This window comes from Buttiauxella ferragutiae, assembly GCF_022637515.1.
GTDB classification, from domain to species: Bacteria; Pseudomonadota; Gammaproteobacteria; order Enterobacterales; family Enterobacteriaceae; genus Buttiauxella; species Buttiauxella ferragutiae.
Genome location: NZ_CP093332.1, coordinates 4,873,925 through 4,896,917 on the forward strand (window position 1 = coordinate 4,873,925; position 22,993 = coordinate 4,896,917).

At 53.1% G+C, this 22,993-nt stretch carries 23 protein-coding genes; 17 read left to right on the forward strand and 6 right to left on the reverse strand.

All coding sequences use genetic code 11. The features are described 5' to 3' along the window. Nucleotides 1-10: 10 nt before the first annotated feature. From MNO13_RS22495 to MNO13_RS22505, 3 genes are all read right to left on the reverse strand, one after another. Complete coding sequence (locus tag MNO13_RS22495; protein WP_241939332.1) at nt 11-1,639, reverse strand: ShlB/FhaC/HecB family hemolysin secretion/activation protein; 1,629 nt, start codon at nt 1,637-1,639, stop codon at nt 11-13. A gap of 201 nt (nt 1,640-1,840) precedes the next feature. Continuing rightward, nucleotides 1,841-2,719, reverse strand: a complete 879-nt coding sequence (locus MNO13_RS22500) for a diguanylate cyclase regulator RdcB family protein (RefSeq protein WP_064541033.1) — start codon at nt 2,717-2,719, stop codon at nt 1,841-1,843. Then, on the reverse strand, nt 2,716-5,082 hold the full coding sequence (locus tag MNO13_RS22505; RefSeq protein ID WP_241939333.1) for a dynamin family protein: 2,367 nt from the start codon (nt 5,080-5,082) through the stop codon (nt 2,716-2,718). Before MNO13_RS22505 ends, MNO13_RS22500 begins: the two co-directional genes overlap by 4 nt. Before the next feature lie 383 nt (nt 5,083-5,465). Between MNO13_RS22505 and MNO13_RS22510 the strand changes: the two genes are divergently transcribed. After that, entirely contained in the window at nt 5,466-5,801 is a 336-nt protein-coding gene (locus MNO13_RS22510; RefSeq protein WP_034492586.1) for a zinc ribbon domain-containing protein YjdM, read from the forward strand. A 730-nt stretch (nt 5,802-6,531) separates the two neighbouring features. Then, entirely contained in the window at nt 6,532-6,972 is a 441-nt protein-coding gene (gene yjdN / locus MNO13_RS22515) for a VOC family metalloprotein YjdN (RefSeq protein WP_064541045.1), read from the forward strand. A 49-nt stretch (nt 6,973-7,021) separates the two neighbouring features. Here the strand turns inward: yjdN and MNO13_RS22520 are convergent, their stop codons facing one another. Next, entirely contained in the window at nt 7,022-8,236 is a 1,215-nt protein-coding gene (locus tag MNO13_RS22520; RefSeq protein WP_121814497.1) for a phospholipase effector Tle1 domain-containing protein, read from the reverse strand. Nucleotides 8,237-8,427: 191 nt separating this feature from the next. On the opposite strand from MNO13_RS22520, the gene phnC reads away from it, so the two are divergent. The 14 genes from phnC to phnP all read left to right on the forward strand — a co-directional run bounded on the left by phnC (nt 8,428) and on the right by phnP (nt 19,377). Continuing rightward, nucleotides 8,428-9,210, forward strand: coding sequence for a phosphonate ABC transporter ATP-binding protein (gene phnC / locus MNO13_RS22525; RefSeq protein ID WP_064541053.1), 783 nt, complete (start codon nt 8,428-8,430; stop codon nt 9,208-9,210). Nucleotides 9,211-9,240: 30 nt separating this feature from the next. After that, nucleotides 9,241-10,257: a phosphonate ABC transporter substrate-binding protein gene (phnD, locus tag MNO13_RS22530; protein WP_064541056.1), complete on the forward strand. Its 1,017-nt coding sequence runs from the start codon at nt 9,241-9,243 to the stop codon at nt 10,255-10,257. A gap of 71 nt (nt 10,258-10,328) precedes the next feature. Further along, on the forward strand, nt 10,329-11,111 hold the full coding sequence (gene phnE / locus MNO13_RS22535) for a phosphonate ABC transporter, permease protein PhnE (protein ID WP_064541059.1): 783 nt from the start codon (nt 10,329-10,331) through the stop codon (nt 11,109-11,111). Nucleotides 11,112-11,195: 84 nt separating this feature from the next. Next, the gene (gene phnF, locus MNO13_RS22540; protein ID WP_064541062.1) at nt 11,196-11,921 is read left to right on the forward strand and encodes a phosphonate metabolism transcriptional regulator PhnF; all 726 of its coding nucleotides are present in this window, start codon (nt 11,196-11,198) and stop codon (nt 11,919-11,921) included. Continuing rightward, nucleotides 11,922-12,383, forward strand: a complete 462-nt coding sequence (phnG, locus tag MNO13_RS22545) for a phosphonate C-P lyase system protein PhnG (RefSeq protein WP_241939334.1) — start codon at nt 11,922-11,924, stop codon at nt 12,381-12,383. Further along, nucleotides 12,380-12,964 carry a phosphonate C-P lyase system protein PhnH gene (gene phnH / locus MNO13_RS22550; protein WP_064541067.1) on the forward strand — a complete coding sequence of 195 codons (585 nt, stop codon included), beginning with the start codon at nt 12,380-12,382 and terminating at the stop codon, nt 12,962-12,964. The genes phnG and phnH overlap by 4 nt, the downstream gene beginning before the upstream one ends. Beyond that, complete coding sequence (locus tag MNO13_RS22555) at nt 12,964-14,028, forward strand: carbon-phosphorus lyase complex subunit (protein ID WP_133523031.1); 1,065 nt, start codon at nt 12,964-12,966, stop codon at nt 14,026-14,028. Before phnH ends, MNO13_RS22555 begins: the two co-directional genes overlap by 1 nt. Continuing rightward, nucleotides 14,021-14,869 (forward strand): alpha-D-ribose 1-methylphosphonate 5-phosphate C-P-lyase PhnJ, encoded by an 849-nt coding sequence (gene phnJ, locus MNO13_RS22560; protein WP_064541073.1) that lies wholly within the window; start codon nt 14,021-14,023, stop codon nt 14,867-14,869. Before MNO13_RS22555 ends, phnJ begins: the two co-directional genes overlap by 8 nt. Beyond that, complete coding sequence (phnK, locus tag MNO13_RS22565; protein WP_064541076.1) at nt 14,866-15,624, forward strand: phosphonate C-P lyase system protein PhnK; 759 nt, start codon at nt 14,866-14,868, stop codon at nt 15,622-15,624. Before phnJ ends, phnK begins: the two co-directional genes overlap by 4 nt. 124 nt (nt 15,625-15,748) lie before the next feature. Next, nucleotides 15,749-16,450: a phosphonate C-P lyase system protein PhnL gene (gene phnL / locus MNO13_RS22570; protein WP_064541079.1), complete on the forward strand. Its 702-nt coding sequence runs from the start codon at nt 15,749-15,751 to the stop codon at nt 16,448-16,450. Continuing rightward, nucleotides 16,440-17,576: an alpha-D-ribose 1-methylphosphonate 5-triphosphate diphosphatase gene (gene phnM, locus MNO13_RS22575; RefSeq protein WP_064541082.1), complete on the forward strand. Its 1,137-nt coding sequence runs from the start codon at nt 16,440-16,442 to the stop codon at nt 17,574-17,576. Before phnL ends, phnM begins: the two co-directional genes overlap by 11 nt. Next, nucleotides 17,576-18,163: a ribose 1,5-bisphosphokinase gene (gene phnN / locus MNO13_RS22580; protein WP_133523032.1), complete on the forward strand. Its 588-nt coding sequence runs from the start codon at nt 17,576-17,578 to the stop codon at nt 18,161-18,163. The genes phnM and phnN overlap by 1 nt, the downstream gene beginning before the upstream one ends. Further along, the gene (phnO, locus tag MNO13_RS22585; RefSeq protein ID WP_121814502.1) at nt 18,156-18,641 is read left to right on the forward strand and encodes an aminoalkylphosphonate N-acetyltransferase; all 486 of its coding nucleotides are present in this window, start codon (nt 18,156-18,158) and stop codon (nt 18,639-18,641) included. The genes phnN and phnO overlap by 8 nt, the downstream gene beginning before the upstream one ends. Further along, on the forward strand, nt 18,619-19,377 hold the full coding sequence (gene phnP, locus MNO13_RS22590; RefSeq protein WP_241939335.1) for a phosphonate metabolism protein PhnP: 759 nt from the start codon (nt 18,619-18,621) through the stop codon (nt 19,375-19,377). The genes phnO and phnP overlap by 23 nt, the downstream gene beginning before the upstream one ends. Before the next feature lie 307 nt (nt 19,378-19,684). Here phnP and MNO13_RS22595 read toward each other — a convergent pair whose 3' ends face one another. Both MNO13_RS22595 and yjdP read right to left on the reverse strand, forming a co-directional pair. Continuing rightward, nucleotides 19,685-20,188 (reverse strand): REP-associated tyrosine transposase, encoded by a 504-nt coding sequence (locus MNO13_RS22595; RefSeq protein WP_241939336.1) that lies wholly within the window; start codon nt 20,186-20,188, stop codon nt 19,685-19,687. A gap of 178 nt (nt 20,189-20,366) precedes the next feature. Next, nucleotides 20,367-20,702 carry a DDRRRQL repeat protein YjdP gene (gene yjdP, locus MNO13_RS22600; RefSeq protein ID WP_133523034.1) on the reverse strand — a complete coding sequence of 112 codons (336 nt, stop codon included), beginning with the start codon at nt 20,700-20,702 and terminating at the stop codon, nt 20,367-20,369. 334 nt (nt 20,703-21,036) lie between these two features. Here yjdP and MNO13_RS22605 point away from each other — a divergent pair, with 334 nt between their 5' ends. Next, nucleotides 21,037-22,815, forward strand: coding sequence for a sodium:solute symporter family protein (locus tag MNO13_RS22605; protein ID WP_237931152.1), 1,779 nt, complete (start codon nt 21,037-21,039; stop codon nt 22,813-22,815). The last annotated feature ends 178 nt before the right edge of the window (nt 22,816-22,993 follow it).

Consider the following 22,993-nt stretch of genomic DNA (forward strand, 5'->3'; position numbering starts at 1 on the left):
ATCTTTGGCCTCACAAAACAATGCTAATGCGGTAATAAATGCTGAGATGATCAGGCGCTAACCAGTCCGGGTATTTGACAGGTGTTCCCACCGTGAACTGGCTGGCGTAATAACGGTTGGTGCTGGATAACCCCACCGCTGTCCCCCACAACGTGCCGGATGCCCACGGGTCGTGTTTATCTTTTTGTAGCCAGCCACCATCAAGGGCAACGACGCTGCTGACCTGGCCAATAAATGGCAACGTGAACAGCACATAGTTGAGTTCATTGCGCAGGTAACCGCCGTTATCACCGGATAAATACTGCTCTTTAAAACCGCGCACCGAGCTTTCACCACCGATAGTCAGGCGTTCGCTGCCATACAGCCGGTCGGGTGACCACTGCCCGTAGAAACTGGTCAGCCACCATAAATCGTTCGCCACCGGGCGCTGGAAGCTGCCGTTGACGCTCCATTTTTTGAACTCAGCTTTTGGCAGAGCGTCGTTTTTACCGTGGTCGTTTTCCGCCCCCAGCCAGGGCACGCCGTGGCTGAATGTGGGGTTCAGCGTGGCAACACCACCGAAGATTTTTTGCGTGTGGTTCAGGCCAAACAACAGGCTGGTCAGCTTGCGGCTGCTGCTGTCGAGCAGTACATCGTTAAGATAGTTACGGCTGATTTGATGTGTCAGGCCAACTGAAGCGCCGGTTTTGATGTCGCCGTCGCGGAACAACACCCGCGAGGCGGTAAAACGGTGTGACTGGCTGTCGCCCGTTGACGCCCAGCCAAAGCCATTGTTATTAATGGTGCTGAGGTAATTGCTCCAGCTGTAGCTGTAATCAAACAGGTTATAGCCGTAAGGTACGCTCAGTCCTGCCTGCACACTTTGTGCATCATGCGAATCAGAAAAATCACTGCTGCGCGCGCCGCTAATAAACCATTTATCGGCAATGCCCAGCAGGTTATTACCCGTCAGCGCCCCGTTAAGCTGGCCAGTACCGGTACTTTTTTGCCCGCTGTTATCAAAGCCCAGCGAGAGGCCGAGGGGAAATTCAGGCGTCGCGGTGAGGTTAACGATGGAATAGCCTGGTTTGCTGCCAGGCAGAATTTCAATCTGCACCGGATTGCTGCGCAGGCGGTTGATTTGTTCCATGCCCTGCTCAATGTCACGCAGGTTGAGGATTTCACCTTCAAGGCCAGGAAAGGCCATATATAACTGGCGGGAAGAACTGCCTTCCAGGCGTATTTTCTCAAGCCGCCCCTCCATCACCGCAATGTTTAATTCACCCTGTGATAAATCCTGCTCAGTGATAAAAGCACGGCTGGTAATATATCCTTTCTGAATATACCAGTCGGAAATATCTCGCGTTAACTGCGTGATCTTATCCATTCCAATACACTGATTGATATAAGATTTTTTAAATTCAGTCTGTTTTTTATCGGAAAGCAGTGTTGCATTATTGATATTGATGGAATGAATATTAAAACAGGGTCCAGCGCGGGTCACCGGTTCAGTTACAGCAGGTTGACGTAATGGAACAGAACGTTGTAATTCTTCCCTTTGCTGCTGATTTTGTTGCAATAAGCCCTGTTGTTCCTGGCGAATAAGGTCGCGATCCGCAGGGCTAAGCGGTGCAGAAAATACCGGGGGAATAAATAGCAAGACACAGAACGTGAAAATACTAAGGGTGCAATTATTTTGAATCCGCAATTATTTCGTCCATGAACAATAATGCCGACGCTAAAAAGACCCCGCATAGACACAATATTTAATAAAAATTCACAATATGATAAATGTGAACACATCCTTTGGTCACATTCAATACAAAATATATATATTTAGGATAATTGCGGTATTCATTTTTTATTTAATCAGAACTTCATCAACCATCGCGCTACCCAAACGCATTGCGGAACATATTCGTGGCATTCCCAATGACACGCCGCGGTGGGTTTGGGTGGTCGCAAAGCTCACGGGTTGCTTTTCGCAGTCCGAATCGTCACCAAGCCATGCCAGCGCTTCTTTGCTTTCCATCATTTCCGGTGTGGACGGAAACATCAGCCATTCATAGTAATAATGACGTGTGCGAACAGACGCATTCACATCGTGCGCTAATTGGCTGATAGCCAGCGCACGCACTTGTTCAATTAGCTCGCTAGCCTGCAATGAATGACCAAAGCGCACCGCATCGCCAAATGCCCCCCAGTACAACTCTTGCAGCGCGACATAACAGCGCCCGGCGGGGGAGAAACTGAGGTAATGTCCGGCCTGCCAACGGGCGAAAACCTGCTCGCAATGCACAATGCCCAAATGTGTCAAATCCGTACCGTGTAATTGCGTTTCCAGTTTACCCACACGCTGCGCAAGCTGCTGCTGCACTTGAGATAATTGCTGGCGGGTGATGGTTGAGTCGTTGGCCAACCGCACTGAGGCTGCCACTAAAGCCGTGACACTGTCATAGACTTTGACCAGCGCGTGGTGCTTTTTCCCCACCCGCTGACAAAGCTGTCCGAGCATCGCCATCGTCACTTCAGGCGTATCCATCAACACCTCGTCCAGCGCCCATTTTTGCAACTGACTCTGGCCGATAAATTCACCAATCAGCCGCTGATAAAATGCTTTGCTTTGCTGGCTGTGCCATGGTTCACGCGTGACACCACTATTCTTTGCAAAATCGACGACAAATTTTTCAGCGACACATTCCAGGGCGCGAGTTGGCGTTCCAGGTAATAAATTGCTCATGGTTGTTCTACCGTAAATAGCGTCTGAATATCATCCCGCAGCAGGCGGGTGTCCTCATGGATATATCGCGTGGTGCGTAAGCACTGCTGGAGCTGTTGGCGCAAGGCCGTGACCGCATCTTCATTTTGCTGGCGTGCTATCAGGCTTTGTTGCAGGTTCAGATGTATGGCGTCCAGTGCTTGAGAAAAATCAGCAAAGAAGGCCGTCATTCCCTCGCTCACGGCATATTCAATTTGCACAGTCATGGTCTGATTGAGCTGCAACAGGAAGCTGGCAATGTGCTCACTCAGCTTGCGCTGCACATCAGGCAGGGAAATCACGTAGCGGCTTTGCATCACGGTATAACCTTCCCAGCCCCATTCGTCGCTATTCAGCCAGCGCGCAACAGTACCACGCATCCCGGCCGGGCGGCGTAACTGTGCGACAGGAATATCCTGCTCTTCAATCAGTTGGTTAAATGCCTGATTGGCATTGAAATTTAATAACCCGACGTGAAACACTGGCAGGCTGATATTGGTGCGAAATCCGGCCTGGGTTAGCCCTTGAGCGACGCGAGCTTCAATCGGTTTTAAGGTATTACGCAGCGTATCCGCCAGTTCGACTTCCAAAAAACTGAACAGATGCATCAGCTCCTCAGTCATCTTTTCCTGCGCCGCGGTGAGGATTACCTCGCATGAAGCACGGATTCTGTGTAGCGCAATTTGCGCCGATTGTTCATCATCAAAACTCAGCGTTTCATTGCGGGCATCAAAATCGATTCCGCGACGCGTACCAAACGACAACGCCTGACGGGTGAGTTTTTCCGGCACCGTACCTTGCAGGAAATAGTCCGCAATATTGGCATTAATTTGCAGCTCATAACGGCGGATGAAATCCTCCATCGTTTGCACAGCCTGGTTTACATTGCTTTGTGCAACTGCACTGGCCGACTGCTGGCTGTCGGTCGCCAGACGCATGTCATCTTCAAGTGCTGCGATATTGCGCTGTAATTGTTCACTGGCAATGCGCAACCCCTGGCAGCGGAAATTCAGGTAATCTTCCGCGCCCTGCGTGTAGACCAGTAATTTCTGGCAGGCAGAACGCAGCGCGTACATCGAGGCGTTAGCATGTGCGGCATGCAGCACTTTTTTGATTGGGCTGGCAAACTGCGAGTCCTCCCACAATAATTCGGCTGACTGGCGCAAACTCTCTGAATCAATGAGATCGGTACTACGCCAACGGCGGCCCAGCGCCGCATCGGCAAAATCTTGCACCCAGCGATGTTCATCGGGATCCGGCAACATACCGTGCAATGCCAGTTCATGACGGGCGCGGTTGGCTAAATATCCCCACATTGAAGAGACGGGGAAAACATGGTTTGGCTCAATCACCCCTTTCATCAAGGTGCCTGAAATCAATGTCTTAACCTGTGCTTCGTCGTCGCCATTGCGGTCTTTTTGATCGAACTTGTTCACCAGCACATACAACGGCACCGAAGAACTAGCACCTAATATCGCTTTTCGCACGTCTTCATCAGAAACCGACTTCAGTTGGGTGTAATCCAGCACCGCCAGCACGGCAGAGGCTTGCGCCAGTTGCTCCTGGAGCATTTTTTGCAGATGCGGTTGCCCGGCTTCATTTGGGCCAGGAGTATCTAATAAAGTCAGTTGTCCATAGCTTTCATTAATTCCAGCTAAATGGACAAATTCCACTTCAATGACCGGAACATGCTCAATTGCGGCATAGGCTTTAAATGGAAATGCGACATCCAGTGCTTTGGATAAGCGCACTAAATCATTCAGGCTTTTCAGGCAATGAAAAATAGGCTGGGCACCAAGATAATGCTTAGCAAAAGATTCCCCCATGGTTATTCTGGTTAATAACCCCGCCATATCCCGATCAATTTCCAGATGCCTGCCCAACGTTTCTCTTTCGGTTTGTTGCAAACGAAGTTGCAAGGCCTGCATTAATTCCTCGATGGGTTGCACGTACGGGAAATGCAGCACCGGTTCACGCTGACCAGGCGTGTGGCGAATCAATGTGGGTAACGCTGTCATCGGGCGATTACGGTTTGGCAGGACTTCTGTGCCAATAATGGCGTTGATGGTAGTCGATTTCCCCGCTTTCACCGTCCCAACGATTGCCAACACCATTTCATGTTGGGTGATTTTGCGTAGCTCATTTTGCAACAACGCCTGCTGCACCTGAATGCCACGCGGACAAAACTTAGGAGGAACAACCGACCCCGTCGGCGATTGCCCAAAATAATTCTCGTCTTGCTGTGTAGTAAAAGAGGTCGTTTTTAAGGTATTGAGATTTTGCAGCGCAAGTTGCAATAACCGCTCAGCCTCCTGACCTAACTCAAATATTGCTTGTGTGTGCATAAAAAATCCTTCCTTAAATCAAATTATCCGGATTTTTATAAAGTCATTTATTTTCTTACCGATTAAGTACCGGCATTTATAATTACACGCAGGAATCATTAATTCGATAATGTTATATTAAAGATGTTTTATTTATATAGATAAAATCTGATCAGACAACCAGAGGAAAATACAATAACGCATTTTGATAAACTAATTGTGTATTTTCATCGCGAATTTAGCAATTGATTGCGCAGTGAAAATATTTCTTTTTGTTTTCCTCCTGGCCCATGCGATAAGGCACAGCGGCAATCATCCACACAAAAACCAGGTTTTAATGTATAATTTCGCCACTTTTGCGGGAAACCGCTATTTTTAAAGCTATGACTCCAGAGATGACGAATATGACACTCCCTCATTGCCCAAAATGCAATTCTGAATACACCTACGAAGACAACGGTATGTTTATCTGCCCTGAATGCGCGCATGAATGGAATGATGCAGAACCCGCCCAAGACAGCGACCAACTCATTGTTAAAGATGCCAATGGCAACCTGCTGGCTGATGGCGATAACGTCACCGTAGTAAAAGATTTGAAAGTGAAAGGCAGCTCTTCAATGCTGAAGATTGGCACTAAAGTGAAGGGTATCCGTCTGGTTGAAGGCGACCATAATATCGATTGTAAAATTGATGGTTTTGGTCCGATGAAGCTGAAGTCAGAGTTTGTGAAGAAGAACTAAGTAAATTCTCCTATCGCCAAGGCGGTCTCTTGTACGCATCTTTGAAGGACGGTTCCTGCTGATTCGGAGAAGGTTCCGTTCACCAGGCGATTGAATGTTTATGTCGCCACAGAACCGGTGAACGTCTTAGGGTGGCCACCGTCGCCACCCTAAGAACCCTGACTCCCGGCAAATAAATCGCCGCAAGCGGTAAACCTCCATTTAGCCTCCGTGTCAGGGTCGGTTGCGATTCGTTCCAGACGATCGCGCCCTCCAGCCGTTCCCGACGGCTGGACCCTGCCACCTGGAGTCAAAATGGAGGCGATTTAAGCCGGACCCGAAATTCAAGGTCAAAGTCATAAGCCAGAGCGGTTTTGACCTTGTTCCCGGCTTCAATCGCGCCGTTTTTTACCCTTCAGTCGGGGTCACGTGGCCGGGAGCCACGTGAGAGAGCGATCGTCAGGAACGAATCGCGAACGACCCCGAATGTTGGGTGAAAAACGGTGTTTACCGCTTTAGCGGCGATTGATTTGCCGGGCGCCTGGATTATCAAGGGGTTGGCGTTAACCCCTTGATACGTTCACCGTTATCGGTAATTAAAGAGGTAACTGAACGCACGGGTGAACGGAAAATCCGCGAGGCTTACAGATCTCCCCCCACAAGAGGCTGAAAAACCACTCCCCCCCGCCTGGCTTGCCCCACTCGCCGCAACTACACTTCTTCTGCACTCCGTGTATAAGAGGAATAAGTTATGTCTGTTGGACCCTACATCTTTTTTGACGGCACCTGCGAAGAAGCGATCGCGTTCTATCAACAAGCGGTGGGTGCTGAACTGCTGTTTAAAATGACGTTTGGCGAAATGCCAAAAGACCAGAATCAGTCGGCTGAAGGATGCAACAGCGGTTTTAACTGGCCAGACGATAAAATCATGCACGCTAACGTCCGCATTGGCGGCGGCGACGTGATGATGAGCGACGGCAATATGATGGATTCCGATAAAGCGAAGCACGCTGGCTATGCGCTGAGTCTTTCCAGTCAAGATGTTGCTGAAGGAAAACGCTGGTTTGATAACCTTTCCGCCGGTGGCGTAGTCACTATGCCGTGGAGCGAAACATTCTGGGCGAAAGGCTTCGGAATGTTTACCGACAAATTTGGCATTCCGTGGATGGTAAACGTCGAAAAACCGATGTAATCAGTTTTAGGGGCGACCGCCTGCGATAACAGGCGCCAGCCCCTTAATCCTAACGTGCAATCGCCCAGCTGATTGGGATTGCGCCCTGCCCGTGCAAATAGTCCTGTAACGGCTGCGGAACGTAAGGCCCTGCCAGCCATTCCCCGGTCACCGCCGACTGCTGCGGCAATTCTGAACCACCCGTCAACCGTTCAATAACCGAATGGTGAACCATCATTGATGAGGTCACTGGCGGAGGAAGCTGGCGCGGCAAAATGCGCAAATAACGGGTTGGCGGATACCAGTCGCAATGCAGCGGCCCGAGCGGGTCAGCCGCGACGTCGCTGGGGGCGAGATTAATCCCCAAATCGTCGAGCGCATCGTGCATCCACAAATACGCGCCATTCGACAAACTACGATCCTCACCAGTATTGTCATACCCCCCGCCGACATCCTGATGAATACCGGGAAACATCACCTGCAAAATACGATCGCGGTTGTCCCACAGCACCGGGGCTAAATCGACGCGCTGTTCATCAATCGCCAACGCCTGTAGGCCATATTTGACCCTTGGATGCAGCTCGGTATTATTAAAGCGGAAAACGTTGTAACGCTTGTCATTGAAATATTTAGGAATGCCCATCTGTCCGACCGTTTCCCACACCGCCACCGCTTCAATGGAAGACGGACGCGTAATGCAGGTTGGGTCGACGCTGTCGCAAAAAAAACCCGGCAACTCGCGTACCACGCTGCCTAACAGACTGGGGCTCATTTCTGGTGAATGGGCCAGATACTGTGCCCACACCGATGAGGCAAAGCGCCAGGCTTCTTCTTTATTGCGCAGGTTTAAATTCAGCTTTTCACGGCTTAATAGCCCACGATCGATGATCATCTCCGCCAGTACCCGCGCGGTATAAGCACCGTGGCTAAACCCCACCAAATAGATCCTGTCGCCCGCTTGCCAGTGGCGGCTGATAAAGGTGTAGCCGCGCAGGATCGGCACGATCAAATTCGCGCCAAATACGCCACTTAACCGTTTTACCAGGCCATTATGCGGATCGCCCATGCCATAAATATACTTCGCCACTTGCACCACATTGCCGCTGTTATCCGTCAGCACTTTTTCTTGCTCATTGGCTAACAACAAACTCTGCTGGTCAACAACGCCTTTCAAATCAATAAATAACTGATAAACATTACTGGCTACAGTCTCATCATCAATTTTTGGTTCTACACCTGGAGCGGTCCATGTGCCATCGGCACAAAAAATAATATTCTTGCTCATCGCTGCCTTCCCAATGACCGACGGGTACTAGTAAGGAAATACAAAAACGAAGCGACTCACAATACGACAAATAGTTGATTAGCCTGATGACTTCCAGGCTGTGACTCACTCTTCATCATATCGAAATATAACGTTAACAAAATCGTCACACTTCATCGGCACCATGAGGCAACTTTTTAAGGAGCCTTGTGATGCAAAACATTATTCGCGTCAACAAACTGAGCAAAACCTTCAACCAGCATCAGGCGCTAAATGCCGTCGATCTTGAAGTCAACGAAGGTGAGATGGTCGCTCTGCTGGGGCCGTCTGGCTCAGGCAAATCCACCCTCTTACGCCATCTTAGCGGCCTGATTACTTCTGATAAATCAGCCGATTGCCATGTTGAATTGCTCGGCCGCACCGTCCAAAAAGCGGGCCGTCTGGCAAGCGACATCCGTAAAAGCCGCGCGCACACCGGCTACATCTTCCAGCAATTCAACCTGGTAAACCGCCTGACAGTACTGGAAAACGTGCTGATTGGCGCACTGGGTTCCACGCCGTTCTGGCGCACCTGTTTTAACTGGTTCACCCGCGAACAAAACCAACGTGCGTTGCAGGCACTGACCCGCGTCGGCATGACTCAGTTTGCTCATCAACGTGTCTCCACCCTGTCCGGTGGGCAACAACAGCGCGTGGCAATTGCCCGCGCTCTGATGCAGCAAGCAAAAGTGATTCTCGCCGATGAGCCGATTGCCTCACTCGACCCGGAATCCGCACGCATCGTGATGGAAACACTGCACGACATTAACCGTCTGGATGGCATCACCGTGGTGGTGACGCTGCACCAGGTGGATTACGCCTTACGCTACTGCGAACGCATTGTCGCGTTGCGCCAGGGCCATGTGTTTTACGACGGAAGCAGTTCGGCGTTCGACAACGAACGGCTGGGAAATCTTTACCGCAGTATGGCTCGCGTTGATGCGGTCGCTGCCTAACAAATTTGTCATCTACCTCAAGGAACAGTCATGAGCTACAAAGCCGTAAAAGCACTAGCCTTTACCAGCCTGCTGAGCGTTAGCGCCCTGTTCAACGCAGCCCATGCGGATGAACAAGAAAAATCCCTGAACTTCGGCATTATCTCCACCGAATCGCAACAAAACCTGAAGCCGCAATGGGAACCGTTCCTGAAGGACATGGAGAAAAAGCTGGGCATGAAAGTGAACGCTTTCTTCGCACCGGATTACGCAGGGATCATTCAGGGCATGCGCTTTAACAAGGTTGATATTGCCTGGTACGGCAACCTTTCGGCGATGGAAGCGGTAGACCGCGCTAACGGCCAGGTGTTTGCGCAGACCGTGGCGGTAGATGGCTCTCCGGGTTACTGGAGCGTGCTAATTGTTAACAAAGACAGCCCAGTCAACAACCTGCAAGACTTGCTGGCAAAACGTAAAGACCTGACGTTTGGTAACGGTGACCCGAACTCAACCTCTGGCTACCTCGTCCCAGGCTACTACGTTTTCGCCAAGAACAACGTTTCGGTGAACGAATTTAAACGTTCGGTGAATGCCAGCCATGAAACCAACGCCCTGGCGGTTGCGAATAAGCAAATCGACGTGGCAACCAACAACACCGAAAACCTCGAAAAACTGAAATCCTCTGCACCAGACAAACTGAAAGAACTGAAGGTCATCTGGAAATCGCCACTGATTCCGGGCGACCCAATCGTATGGCGTAAAAACCTGTCCGAAAACACCAAAGACAAAATCTACGACTTCTTTATGACTTACGGCAAAACGCCGGAAGAGAAAGAAATGTTGAGCCGCCTGGGTTGGGCACCGTTCCGTCCATCCAGCGACCTGCAACTGGTGCCGATTCGCCAGCTGGCGCTGTTTAAACAGATGCAGGGTGTGAAGGACAACAAAGGCATGGATGAGAAAGACAAAACTCTGAAGGTCAGCGAGTTGCAAAACCAACTTAGCGACCTGGATCGTTTGACTGCCGCACTGTCTGCGATGACCAGCGTGAATAAAGCAGTTCAGTAATCGCCTCAGGCCCTCACCCTCTCCCTCAGGAGAGGGTGAGGGCAAAGAAGCACAAACCAACGGAGCACTCCATGCAGCAAACCATTCAAATCGCCGCACCAAAACGTAGCTGGTTCTCGCTACTGAGCTGGGCGATTTTGTTAGCGGTCCTCGTAGCCTCCTGGCAAGGCGCGGAAATGGCACCGCTCACTTTGATTAAAGATTCCGGCAACATGGCCACCTTCGCGGCCGACTTCTTCCCACCTGATTTCAGCCAATGGCGTGATTACCTGGGGGAAATGTTTATCACCCTGCAAATCGCCGTTTGGGGCACCGCGCTGGCTATCGTTATCTCCATTCCCTGCGGCCTGATGTGTGCCGACAACCTGGTGCCATGGTGGGTTTACCAACCAATGCGCCGCTTAATGGACGCTTGCCGTGCCATCAACGAAATGGTGTTTGCGATGCTATTCGTGGTCGCCGTCGGCCTCGGCCCCTTCGCAGGCGTCCTGGCACTGTTCATCCACACCACGGGCGTGCTCTCCAAACTGCTTTCTGAAGCCGTGGAAGCCATCGAACCCGGCCCGGTGGAAGGCATCCGCGCAACCGGCGCTAACAAACTTGAAGAAATCCTCTACGGCGTGCTGCCGCAAGTGATGCCGCTGCTTATCTCCTACTCGCTATACCGCTTTGAGTCGAATGTCCGTTCGGCAACGGTGGTCGGCATGGTGGGCGCAGGCGGGATTGGCGTGACGTTGTGGGAAGCGATTCGTGGATTCCAGTTCCAGCAAACCTGTGCGCTGATGATCATCATCATCGTCACCGTCAGCCTGCTGGATTTCATGTCGCAACGACTGCGTAAGCACTTTATCTAGGTGATGACGATGGCCACTCTTTTCCGTAGGGCGGATAAGCGCAGCGTCATCCGCCGTAAATGCCACACAGAGGATTGACTGAAAATGCACTTATCCAGACATCCGACCAGTTACCCGACGCGTTACCAGGAAATCGCCGCGCTGCTAGAGCAGGAGCTGCGTAAAAATTACCACTGCGGCGATTACCTGCCAGCCGAAAGCCAACTGGCTGCACACTACGCCGTAAACCGCCACACGCTGCGCCGCGCCATCGATCAGTTAGTGGAAAAAGGCTGGGTGCAGCGCCGTCAGGGCATTGGTGTGTTAGTGCTGATGCGCCCGTTTGACTACCCGCTAAATGCGCAAGCCCGCTTTAGCCAGAACCTGCTCGACCAGGGAAGCCACCCCACCAGTGAGCGCTTACTCGCAGTACTGCGCCCGGCTTCCAGCCATGTCGCAGACGCGCTCGGCGTCACTGAGGGTGAAAACATTATTCACCTGCGCACCTTACGCCGCGTCAACGGTATCGCGGTGTGCCTGATTGACCACTACTTTGCTGATCTTTCGTGGTGGCCGGTGCTGCAACAGTTCAACCACGGTTCGCTGCACGACATCATCGAAACCCAGCTCGGCATCAGCCTTAAACGTACCCAAACACGCATCAGCGCACGCCGCGCTCAGGCTAAAGAAAGCCGCCAGTTGGAAATCCCCAACATGGCTCCGCTGCTTTGCGTGCGCACTCTCAACCACCGTGAAGGCGAAATCAACCCGGCGGAATACTCCGTCAGCTTGACCCGCGCCGACATGATCGAATTCACCATGGAGCACTAAATGGACGCACCGCAAATTGACATCGCACAGCGCCAGCAGTGGATGGCCGTGCTCGCCCACAGCCAGCCACAAGAACTGGCCGCACTTTGGGCAGAACTGAAACTAAATCCTGAATATCAAGTAATTCGCAAGTCCGAAACCGGACTTGTACAAATCCAGGCGCGCATGGGCGGCACCGGGCAACGCTTCTTTGCCGGAGACGCCACCCTGACTCGCGCCGTGGTTCAGCTTGCCAATGGTACTTACGGTTACAGCTACCTTTCAGGGCGCGATAAAGCCCACGCCGAACGCTGTGCTGTCATCGATGCGCTGATGCAAGAAAAAGTGCAGTTCCAGACTTTACAAGAAACCTTAATTGCACCGCTAGCCGCCAACCGCGAGCAACGCCTGGCCGCCCGTCGCACCCAAATTAACAGCAGCCGAGTCTACTTCTTCACTCTGGTTCGCGGAGATAACGCATGACCCTGATGACCGCTTTTAACCTGCCCGTGCAGGACGCCCAACAGAGCTTCCGTCGCCTGCTAAAAGCGATGAGCGAGCCAGGCGTTATCGTGGCGCTGCATTCACTGCAACATGGCTGGAAACCGCTAAACATCGCCTCCACCAGCGTGCTGCTGACGCTTGCCGACAACGACACTCCGGTGTGGATTAGCGAAGCGTTAAGCAATGACGTCACGCTGCAAAACGTCCGCTTCCATACCAACACCCCGATTTCCCAGACGCCGGAACACGCACAGTTTGCCGTTGCCGATAGCGCCATTACCGCTGAGCAACTTAACGCTCTGGCGCAGGGAACAGACGTGGCACCCGACACTAGCGCCACGTTGATTTTGCAGGTGTCGAGCCTGAGCGGCGGCCGCATGTTGCGCTTAACCGGCGCGGGCATTCTCGAAGAACGGATGATCGCCCCACAACTGCCCGACTGCGTGATTGACGAACTGACCGAGCGCCCGCACCCGTTCCCGCTGGGCATTGATTTAATCCTCACCTGCGGCGAGCGCCTGCTGGCCATCCCGCGCACCACTCACGTGGAGGTGTGCTGATGTACGTAGCCGTCAAAGGGGGCGAAAAGGCGATTACCGCCGCCCACCAATTGCAGGAACACAATCGCCGTGGCGATCAGAATCTGAGTGAGCTGAGCGTCGCGCAAATCGAGCAACAGCTTGGGCTGGCGGTCGACCGCGTGATGACCGAAGGCGGCATTGCGGATCGCGAACTGGCGGCACTCGCCTTTAAACAAGCCAGCGGTGACATGGTTGAAGCCATCTTTCTGCTGCGCGCTTACCGCACCACGCTGCCACGCCTGGCGGTGAGCGAGCCACTGAACAGCGCGGAGATGCGTCTCGAACGCCGAATTTCCGCGGTCTACAAAGACGTACCTGGCGGCCAGTTACTTGGCCCGACGTACGATTACACCCACCGTCTGCTGGATTTCACTTTGCTGGCAAACGGTGAAACGCCAGAACTGAAAACGACTGATGACAACGCCGAACCTGCACCGCACGTTTTCAGTCTGCTGGCGAAACAGGGGCTGGCAAAAGCGGAAGAAGATAACGGCGAAAAACCCGATGACATCACCCGCCAGCCGCCGGTATACCCGTGCTCACGTTCATCGCGCCTGCAACAACTGGTGCGTGGCGACGAAGGTTATTTGCTGGCTCTCGCCTATTCGACTCAGCGCGGTTACGGCCGCAACCACCCGTTCGCCGCTGAAATTCGCAGTGGTTATGTTGACATGGAAATTGTGCCGGAAGAGCTGGGATTTGCCGTCAACATCGGCGAATTGCTGGTAACCGAATGCGAAATGGTCAACGGTTTTGTAGCACCTGTTGATGAAGACCCGCACTTCACCCGTGGCTACGGGCTGGTGTTCGGCATGAGCGAACGCAAAGCGATGGCCATGGCGCTGGTTGACCGCTCGTTGCAAGCACCGGATTACGACGAAACCGTAGCAGGCCCGGCGCAGGACGAAGAGTTCGTGCTGGCTCACGCCGATAACGTCGAAGCCGCGGGGTTTGTCTCGCACCTGAAACTGCCGCACTACGTCGACTTCCAGGCCGAACTGGAACTGCTTAAACGTCTGCAAAAGGAACGTAATCGTGACTAAGGCACTCTCCGGCTACAACTTTGCTTATCTGGATGAACAAACCAAACGCACACTGCGCCGCGCGATCCTCAAAGCCGTGGCAATCCCCGGTTACCAGGTGCCGTTTGGCGGGCGTGAAATGCCGATGCCGTACGGCTGGGGAACCGGCGGTATTCAAATTACCGCCAGCGTGATTGGCGAAAACGACGTGCTGAAGGTGATTGACCAGGGCGCAGACGACACCACCAACGCGGTATCGATTCGCAACTTCTTCAAGCGTGTGACTAACGTGGCGACCACCGAATCCACTGCCGATGCCACGCTGATTCAGACCCGCCACCGCATCCCGGAAACGCCGTTGACTGAAGATCAGATCCTGATTTTCCAGGTGCCAATCCCTGAACCGCTGCGCTTTATTGAACCGCGCGAAACCGAAACCCGCACCATGCACGCGCTGGAAGAGTACGGCGTGATGCAGGTGAAACTGTATGAAGACATCGCCCGTTTCGGCCATATCGCCACCACTTACGCCTATCCGGTGAAAGTGAATGAGCGCTACGTGATGGACCCGTCGCCAATCCCGAAATTCGACAACCCGAAAATGGACATGATGCCCGCGCTGCAACTGTTTGGTGCCGGGCGCGAAAAACGCATCTACGCGGTGCCGCCGTATACCCGCGTCGAGAGCCTCGATTTTGACGACCATCCGTTTACCGTCCAGCAGTGGGAAGAGCCGTGCGCGATTTGCGGCTCGCAACACAGTTACCTTGACGAAGTGGTGCTCGACGATGCGGGCAACCGCATGTTCGTCTGCTCCGATACCGATTTCTGCCGCCAGAACAGCGAGGCCGCAAGTTCATGACTCAACCCTTACTTTCGGTCAATAACCTGACCCATCTGTACGCGCCGGGCAAAGGCTTCAGCGATGTTTCATTCGAGCTTTACCCGGGTGAAGTGCTGGGCATTGTTGGCGAATCCGGCTCGGGTAAAACCACGCTGCTGAAGTCGATTTCCGCCCGCCTCGCCCCACAAAACGGCGAAGTGGTGTACCTCGATTCTTCTTTATATGACATGAGCGAAGGCGACCGCCGCCGCTTGCTGCGCACCGAATGGGGCGTGGTGCATCAACACGCGATGGACGGCCTGCGCCGCCACGTTTCGGCAGGTGGCAACATCGGTGAGCGTTTAATGGCGACCGGTGCGCGCCACTACGGTGACATTCGCGCTACCGCCGAGCGCTGGTTAGAAGAGGTGGAAATCCCGGCCTCGCGAATCGACGATTTACCGACCACGTTTTCCGGTGGCATGCAGCAACGTCTGCAAATCGCCCGCAACCTGGTGACGCATCCGAAACTGGTATTTATGGATGAGCCAACCGGCGGGCTGGACGTTTCCGTACAAGCGCGCCTGCTCGATTTGCTGCGCGGCCTGGTACGCGAACTGAATCTGGCAGTAGTGATTGTCACCCACGACCTGGGCGTGGCGCGTTTACTGGCAGACCGCCTGCTGGTGATGAAGCAGGGACAAGTGGTGGAAAGCGGCCTGACCGACCGCGTGCTGGACGACCCGCACCACCCGTATACCCAGTTGCTGGTGTCATCAGTGTTGCAAAATTGACATTTGTCGGATGACGACGCTAACGCGTCTTATCCGACCTACGAAAAATACACACTGCACACCTGTAGGTCGGATAAGGCGAAGCCGTCATCCGACGTCATGGCATACGTTTTAAGGAACCAATATGTACAGATTACGGGTTGAAAACCTCAGCAAAACCTTTGTGTTACACCATCAGCACGGTATCCGTTTGCCAGTGCTGGCGAATGCCTCGCTGGAAGTGGAATCCGGCGAATGTGTGGTGCTGCACGGCCATTCCGGCAGCGGAAAATCCACCCTTTTACGCTCGCTGTACGCCAACTATTTGCCTGACCAGGGGCATATTTGGGTCAAACATAACGACGCGTGGCTGGACATTGTGCAGGCTCCAGCGCGTGACGTGCTGGCAGTGCGCCGCCAGACCATTGGCTGGGTGAGCCAGTTTTTGCGCGTCATCCCGCGTATTTCAGCACTTGAAGTGGTGATGCAACCGCTGCTGGATTTGGGTGTTTCACGTGACGTCTGTGAAGACAAAGCGTCAATGCTGCTGACTCGCCTGAATGTGCCAGAACGCTTATGGAACCTGGCACCATCGACGTTTTCCGGCGGCGAACAACAGCGCGTGAACATCGCCCGTGGCTTTATCGTCGACTACCCAATTTTGCTGCTCGATGAACCGACCGCCTCACTGGATGCGAAAAACAGCGCCGCCGTGGTGGATTTGATTCTGGAAGCCAAAGCACGCGGTGCGGCAGTGGTCGGGATTTTCCACGACGAAAGCGTGCGCAACCTGGTCGCAGACCGCCTGCACAATATGGCAACTGTTGAGGCTAAAAATGATCATTAACAACGTCAAACTGGTGCTGGAAAATGAAGTGGTTAACGGCTCGCTGGAAGTGGCCGACGGCGTAATTCGTAATTTTGCCGACAGCCCAAGCCAGCTACCGCAAGCGCAAGATGGCGCAGGCGGCTGGTTGCTGCCGGGGTTAATCGAACTGCATACCGACAACCTCGATAAATTCTTCACCCCGCGCCCGAAAGTGGACTGGCCTGCGCACTCAGCGATGAGCAGCCACGATGCCTTAATGGTGGCAAGCGGTATCACCACGGTGCTGGACGCCGTGGCGCTGGGCGATGTACGCGACGGTGGCGACCGTCTGGATAACCTCGAGAAGATGATTAACGCAGTGATGGACAGCCAGGCGCGTGGTATGAACCGCGCCGAGCACCGCCTGCATCTGCGTTGCGAACTGCCGCACCACACCACACTGCCGCTGTTCCAGCAGTTGATTGAACGTAGCGGCGTGTCGCTGGTGTCGTTGATGGACCACTCACCAGGCCAGCGCCAGTTCGCAAACCTGGTGAAATATCGCGAATATTACCAGGGGAAATATCAGCTTAACGATGCCGACATGGACAGCTACGAAGCTGAACAGTTAGCACTGGCTGAACGCTGGTCACAGCCCAACCGCCTGGCGATTGCCGCCGAGTGCCGCGCGCGCAATATCGCGCTTGCCAGCCACGATGACGCCACCCGCGCTCACGTTGCAGAATCCCACGAGCTGGGCATTGTGATTGCCGAATTCCCCACCACGCTTGAAGCCGCCCAGGCCTCGCATCAGCATGGAATGAGCGTGTTGATGGGTGCCCCGAATATTGTGCGCGGCGGCTCGCATTCCGGTAACGTCGCGGCGCATCAGCTTGCGCAAGCCGGGCTACTGGATATTCTCTCTTCCGACTATTACCCGGCGAGTTTGCTGGATGCTACATTCCGCGTCGCCAGCGACGAATCAAACCGTTTCACCCTGCCACAAGCGGTGGCACTGGTGACGCGCAACCCGGCCAACGCATTGAATCTCGATGACCGTGGCGTGCTGGCAGAAGGCAAACGTGCCGATATGGTACTGGCGCATCTTCACGGTGACCACGTTCACGTCGGCCATGTCTGGCGTCAGGGAATACGGGTGTTCTGATGAGCAAAATTGTCTGGTTGATGGGGCCGTCTGGCTCCGGGAAAGACAGCCTGCTGACGGCACTGCGCCAGCAGGAGAATAATCAACTACTGGTGGCGCACCGTTACATCACCCGCGCTGCCGATGCCGGATGTGAAAACCATATCGCGCTGAGTGAAAAGGAGTTCGCTCAGCGCCAGCAACAGGGTCTGTTTGCCCTGTGCTGGCAGGCCCATCACCAAAGTTACGGCATCGGCATCGAGCTGGATATCTGGCTCGACTCCGGCTTCGACGTGGTGGTGAACGGCTCGCGCGAGCATTTAGCACAGGCGCGAGCGCGTTATGGCGAGGCGTTAGTGCCAATTTGTCTGCATGTTTCAACCGACGTTTTGCGCAAGCGTCTTGAAGCTCGCGGGCGCGAAACTGCACCACAAATCGAGCAACGCCTGCAACGTGCCGCCTTCTACGCACCGGATTTGGACGAATGTCTGATACTTAACAACGATGGCAGTCTGGCAGAGTCTGTCTTATCGTTTATGCGTCTGGTGAATAACCGACGCAACACGAACATCGTCCATTTTCGTCCGAAGGAACCGCGCCATGTCTGATGTCATTGAGGTAAAGCATATCGTCGAATTACGTCCCGCAACCGCTGCTGACAGCGATGCCGTATATAGGCTGATTTGCGAACTCAAACAGGCCCAGTTTGATCGCCAGGCATTTAATAATGGATTTGCGGCAAACCTCGCAGAACGCAATGTGCATTACCATCTGGCGCTGCTCAATGGCGAAGTGGTCGGCATGGTGGGTTTGCAGCTGCAATTTCATCTGCACCATGTGAATTGGGTGGGAGAAATTCAGGAACTGGTGGTGATGCCGCAAGCTCGGGGATACGGCGTGGGCAGCAAGCTGATGGCCTGGGCGGAACAACAGGCGCGCATTGCCGGAGCTGAGCTGACCGAGCTTTCCACCAGCACCAAACGCCTGGACGCCCATCGTTTTTATCTGCGCGAAGGGTATCAGCAGACCCATTTTCGGTTTACCAAGCCAGTGGAGACACTGAATGAGCCTGACACTAACCCTTAGCGGAACGGGCGGTGCACAACTGGTGCCTGCTTTTGGCTGTTTTTGTGCCGCCTGCGAGCGTGCTCGCAATAATCCGCAATATCGCCGTAAGCCTTGCAGCGCAGTGGTGAAGTTTAACGAAGCGGTGACGCTGCTGGATGCCGGGATTCCCGATTTAATGGACCACTGGCAACCTGCGGAATTTCAGCAGTTTTTGCTGACCCATTACCACATGGACCACGTGCAGGGTTTATTTCCGCTGCGCTGGGGCGTGGGCGAGAAAATCCCGGTCTACGGCCCTGCCGATGAACAAGGTTGCGACGATCTGTTTAAACACCCTGGCATTCTCGATTTCAGCCACACGCTTGAACCGTTTGTTGGGTTTACCCTGCAAGCGCTGCGTGTCACGCCCGTGCCGCTCAACCATTCCAAACTGACACTCGGTTATCTGTTTGAAACCCCGCACAGCCGGGTCGCGTGGTTATGCGATACCGCAGGCCTGCCGGAAAAAACGCTGAAGTTTCTGGCCAACAACAAGCCGCAGGTGATGGTGATTGATTGCAGCCATGAGCCGCGCACGCAGACCCCGAAAAACCATTGCGATTTGAATACCGTAATTGAGCTAAATAAACACATCGGCTGCCCGCGTGTGGTCCTCACCCATATCAGCCACCAGTTCGATTGCTGGCTGATGGAGAATGCGTTACCCGAAGGGTGCGAAGCCGGGTTTGACGGGATGGTTATTCGGGTGGATTAGTGTCGGATGACGCTGCGCTTATCCGACCTACGATTGGGTTTGGATTTTTGGTTTTGGTTTTGGTTTTGGTTTTGGTTTTGGTTTTGGTTTTGGTTTTGGTTTTGGTTTTGGTTTTGGTTTTGGTTTTGGGTTTGGGTTTGGGTTTGGGTTTGGGTTTGGGTTTGGGTTTGGGTTTGGGTTTGGGTTTGGGTTTGGGTTTGGGTTTGGGTTTGGGTTTGGGTTTGGGTTTGGGTTTGGGTTTGGGTTTGGGTTTGGGTTTGGGTTTGGGTTTGGGTTTGGGTTTTGTAGGGGGGATAAGCCGCAGGCGTCATCCACCGGCCTTTCGTTCACCGGCACTAAAATCTTCCACTTCCCCCGCCCAATCCGCCGGATAAAGCCCTCGTTTTACATCTCGGTGAAAAGACGAATAAGGCCATTCGCAGGCCGTTTTGACGAAACCATGTTTAACCGGATTGATGTAAACGTAATCGACATGCGCCGCGTAATCGCGATCATCCTTGATGCAGTGTTCCCAAAAGCGTTTTTGCCAGACGGTGGGATTTCCGGGCAGGGATTTCGTGAAGGCTTTTTTGATTGCCCGCCAGCGCTGAGAATAGTTGCTATCGTCGGATGGCAGCGTCCAGATGCAGTGCATATGATCCGGCAGAACAACCCAGGCGTTGATTTCGAAAGGATTGCGTTCTTTGACCTTTCCAAGTGCTTGCCTGAGTTCCTCAATATGTCTGACGAGCAAATCATCTTTGCGGTCATGCAGATTGACGGTGAAAAACCACGTTCCACCGTTGACCCGCATGCGGCGATAGTTGGGCATTTTCGCACCTGTGTTGGAGTCGGATGACGCTGCGCTTATCCGACCTACGATTGGGTTTGAGGTTGGGTTTTGTAGGGGGGATAAGCCGCAGGCGTCATCCACCGAGAATCATCGCAACCTAACACAACAAAATCGAAAAATGCCCGGCAAACACTCATTCCAGAACCCAGCTCGCAGACTACCGGTAATCATCATCCAGGCGGCGTTCGTCTTCTTCGAGCTGGCGGCGCTGGTCGTCTAACTGGCGCTGTTGGTTATCGAGTTGACGGCGACGATCTTCTAACTGTCGATGGCGGTCTTCGTACTGGCGTCGGTCGTCATCGTTGCGGCGTTGATTTTCGTCGTCCCAACGCCGATCGTCGTCGTTGTTATTGTTCGGCTTATAAGCATCGTTAATTGCCTGTGAAATAGAGCCGACAATGGAATTATCAAACAGACCATCCAGCGCATCGGCGTGGACAAATGTGGTCATGGTCAGGCTACCGAGCAGCAGCATGGTGGAGTATCGATTCATAAGCCAGCCTGATGGTATGTTAACTCCGAAAACGATAGGGAAAGTCACCGCATCTCAACAGCGGAGTATTCTCAATTTACCCCTCCCCATTCACGATATTTATTAACGCTAATTCCCCCCTCCTTTTTATTAATCATTTCGCTAAATAGCTATTTTTGGACATTTGAAGACGAAAACATGATCGTTACCATATATTTCACATAAATATTAAAACGATATTTCAAAATATGTAAATCGAGTGTTTAATGTTTCCAATTCAAACAAAACCCACAATAACTCAAATGGCATTATTGCTATCTTGAAGTATCAGGGGCATAACTCATAGGGAACTACAATGTCTTACGATTACATTGTAATAGCGGGTTATTTCTTATTAATGGTCGCCATTAGTCTGCTATTCAAAAAAATGGCCAATAACAGTACCAGTGACTACTTCCGCGGCGGTGGCAAGATGCTGTGGTGGATGGTTGGGGCAACCGCGTTTATGACGCAGTTTTCCGCCTGGACCTTCACTGGTGCGGCAGGCAAGGCATTTACGGATGGTTTTGCGGTGCTGGCGGTGTTTATTGGCAACATGGTGGCCTATTTATTTGCGTGGCTTTATTTCGCGCGTCGTTTTCGTCAAATGCGTGTCGATACCCCAACCGAAGCAGTACGTCGCCGCTTTGGCCCGGTCAACGAACAATTCTTTACCTGGGTCATTATTCCTCTGAGCGTAATTAACGCTGGCGTGTGGCTGAACGGCCTCGGTGTTTTCGCCTCCGCAGTATTTAACGCCGACATTGTTACCACTATCTGGATTACTGGCCTGGCGGTACTGGCAATCTCCATGCTGAGTGGTGCCTGGGGCGTGGTGGCATCCGACTTTATTCAAACTCTGGTTATCGCGGTTATTTCCGTGGCTTGCGCCCTTGTGGCTCTGTGGACTGTAGGCGGTCCGGCTAATATCGTGACTGAGTTCCCGTCTGGCTTCTTCACCGGCCCGGACATGAACTACCCGTTACTGATGGTTGGCACCTTCCTGTTCTTCGTAGTCAAACAGCTGCAAAGTATCAACAACATGCAGGAATCCTACCGCTTCCTGAATGCTAAGGACTCCAAAAACGCCAGCAAAGCGGCGCTGATGGCGCTGCTGATGATGCTGATTGGCGCGGTGATTTGGTTTATCCCACCGTGGGCCACCGCGATTATTTACCCTGATGCGGGCGCGCAATACCCTGAGCTGGGCGCGAAAGCCCGTGATGCGGTTTACCTGGTGTTTGCTCGTGAAGCGATGCCGCTGGGAACGGTTGGGCTGCTGATGGCCGGCCTGTTTGCCGCCACCATGTCGTCGATGGACTCTGCGCTGAACCGTAACTCCGGTATCTTCGTGCGTAGCTTCTACGCAACGATTGTGCGCAAAGGCAAAGCGACGGATAAAGAGCAACTGCGTGCCGGGCAAATCGCCTGCCTGGTGAACGGTTTGCTGGTTATCTTCATGGCGCAGTTCTTTAACTCGCTCAAGCACCTCAGCCTGTTCGACCTGATGATGCAGGTTGCCACGCTGCTGCAATCGCCGATTCTGGTGCCATTGTTCTTCGGAATGCTGATTCGCAGAACGCCTTCCTGGGCTCCGTGGGCTACCGTAATCTTTGGTCTGGGCGTTTCCTGGATGGTGGTTGATGTATTCACGCCGCAGTACGTGATGTCATGGTTTGGTGTTGAGAAACTGACTGGCCGTGAAGTGAGCGAGCTGAAAACCATCATTCCTATCGTCGCCCATCTGGTGCTGACGGGTGGCTTCTTCTGCCTGACTGCGCTGCTGTATAAGCCACAAGCCGACAAAAATGTCGCCGCGACTGATGCGTTCTTTAAGGATGTGGAAACCGAGTGTGTAGAAGATGACGCACAAGACATCGTAGACCGCATGCAGCGTAACAAGCTGGGCGACCTGACGATTTACATGGCAGCAGGCTTGTCACTGATGGTGTTAATTCCTAACCCAATGTGGGGCCGCTTACTGTTCCTCGGTTGTGCCACCGTGGTGTTCGCTGTGGGGTATGCGCTAAAACGTAGCGCGAAGATTGACAATCAAAGCGTGGTATTAAAAACCTCGACGCAAAGCCAGTCGTAATCCCTGCTTAGTTTTGTCGGATGACGCTGCGCTTATCCAACCTACAAAAAAACCGTAGGGCGGATAAGCGCCAGTGCCATCCACCGTTTACGCCCTCCGTGATACTTCATTAGCCACACGCAAGTGTTGTCTCTTATTTCGCCAATCTTATGTTTCTTATTCCACCAGCCCACAAAAA

Excerpts from the sequence above, each read along its gene's own strand:
- MNO13_RS22500 (WP_064541033.1), bottom strand. The coding sequence starts at position 2,719 with ATGAGCAATTTATTACCTGGAACGCCAACTCGCGCCCTGGAATGTGTC.
- MNO13_RS22505 (WP_241939333.1), bottom strand. The coding sequence starts at position 5,082 with ATGCACACACAAGCAATATTTGAGTTAGGTCAGGAGGCTGAGCGGTTA.
- MNO13_RS22510 (WP_034492586.1), top strand. The coding sequence starts at position 5,466 with ATGACACTCCCTCATTGCCCAAAATGCAATTCTGAATACACCTACGAA.
- yjdN (WP_064541045.1), top strand. The coding sequence starts at position 6,532 with ATGTCTGTTGGACCCTACATCTTTTTTGACGGCACCTGCGAAGAAGCG.
- MNO13_RS22520 (WP_121814497.1), bottom strand. The coding sequence starts at position 8,236 with ATGAGCAAGAATATTATTTTTTGTGCCGATGGCACATGGACCGCTCCA.
- phnC (WP_064541053.1), top strand. The coding sequence starts at position 8,428 with ATGCAAAACATTATTCGCGTCAACAAACTGAGCAAAACCTTCAACCAG.
- phnD (WP_064541056.1), top strand. The coding sequence starts at position 9,241 with ATGAGCTACAAAGCCGTAAAAGCACTAGCCTTTACCAGCCTGCTGAGC.
- phnE (WP_064541059.1), top strand. The coding sequence starts at position 10,329 with ATGCAGCAAACCATTCAAATCGCCGCACCAAAACGTAGCTGGTTCTCG.
- phnF (WP_064541062.1), top strand. The coding sequence starts at position 11,196 with ATGCACTTATCCAGACATCCGACCAGTTACCCGACGCGTTACCAGGAA.
- phnG (WP_241939334.1), top strand. The coding sequence starts at position 11,922 with ATGGACGCACCGCAAATTGACATCGCACAGCGCCAGCAGTGGATGGCC.
- phnH (WP_064541067.1), top strand. The coding sequence starts at position 12,380 with ATGACCCTGATGACCGCTTTTAACCTGCCCGTGCAGGACGCCCAACAG.
- MNO13_RS22555 (WP_133523031.1), top strand. The coding sequence starts at position 12,964 with ATGTACGTAGCCGTCAAAGGGGGCGAAAAGGCGATTACCGCCGCCCAC.
- phnK (WP_064541076.1), top strand. The coding sequence starts at position 14,866 with ATGACTCAACCCTTACTTTCGGTCAATAACCTGACCCATCTGTACGCG.
- phnL (WP_064541079.1), top strand. The coding sequence starts at position 15,749 with ATGTACAGATTACGGGTTGAAAACCTCAGCAAAACCTTTGTGTTACAC.
- phnM (WP_064541082.1), top strand. The coding sequence starts at position 16,440 with ATGATCATTAACAACGTCAAACTGGTGCTGGAAAATGAAGTGGTTAAC.
- phnN (WP_133523032.1), top strand. The coding sequence starts at position 17,576 with ATGAGCAAAATTGTCTGGTTGATGGGGCCGTCTGGCTCCGGGAAAGAC.
- phnO (WP_121814502.1), top strand. The coding sequence starts at position 18,156 with ATGTCTGATGTCATTGAGGTAAAGCATATCGTCGAATTACGTCCCGCA.
- phnP (WP_241939335.1), top strand. The coding sequence starts at position 18,619 with ATGAGCCTGACACTAACCCTTAGCGGAACGGGCGGTGCACAACTGGTG.
- MNO13_RS22595 (WP_241939336.1), bottom strand. The coding sequence starts at position 20,188 with ATGCCCAACTATCGCCGCATGCGGGTCAACGGTGGAACGTGGTTTTTC.
- yjdP (WP_133523034.1), bottom strand. The coding sequence starts at position 20,702 with ATGAATCGATACTCCACCATGCTGCTGCTCGGTAGCCTGACCATGACC.
- MNO13_RS22605 (WP_237931152.1), top strand. The coding sequence starts at position 21,037 with ATGTCTTACGATTACATTGTAATAGCGGGTTATTTCTTATTAATGGTC.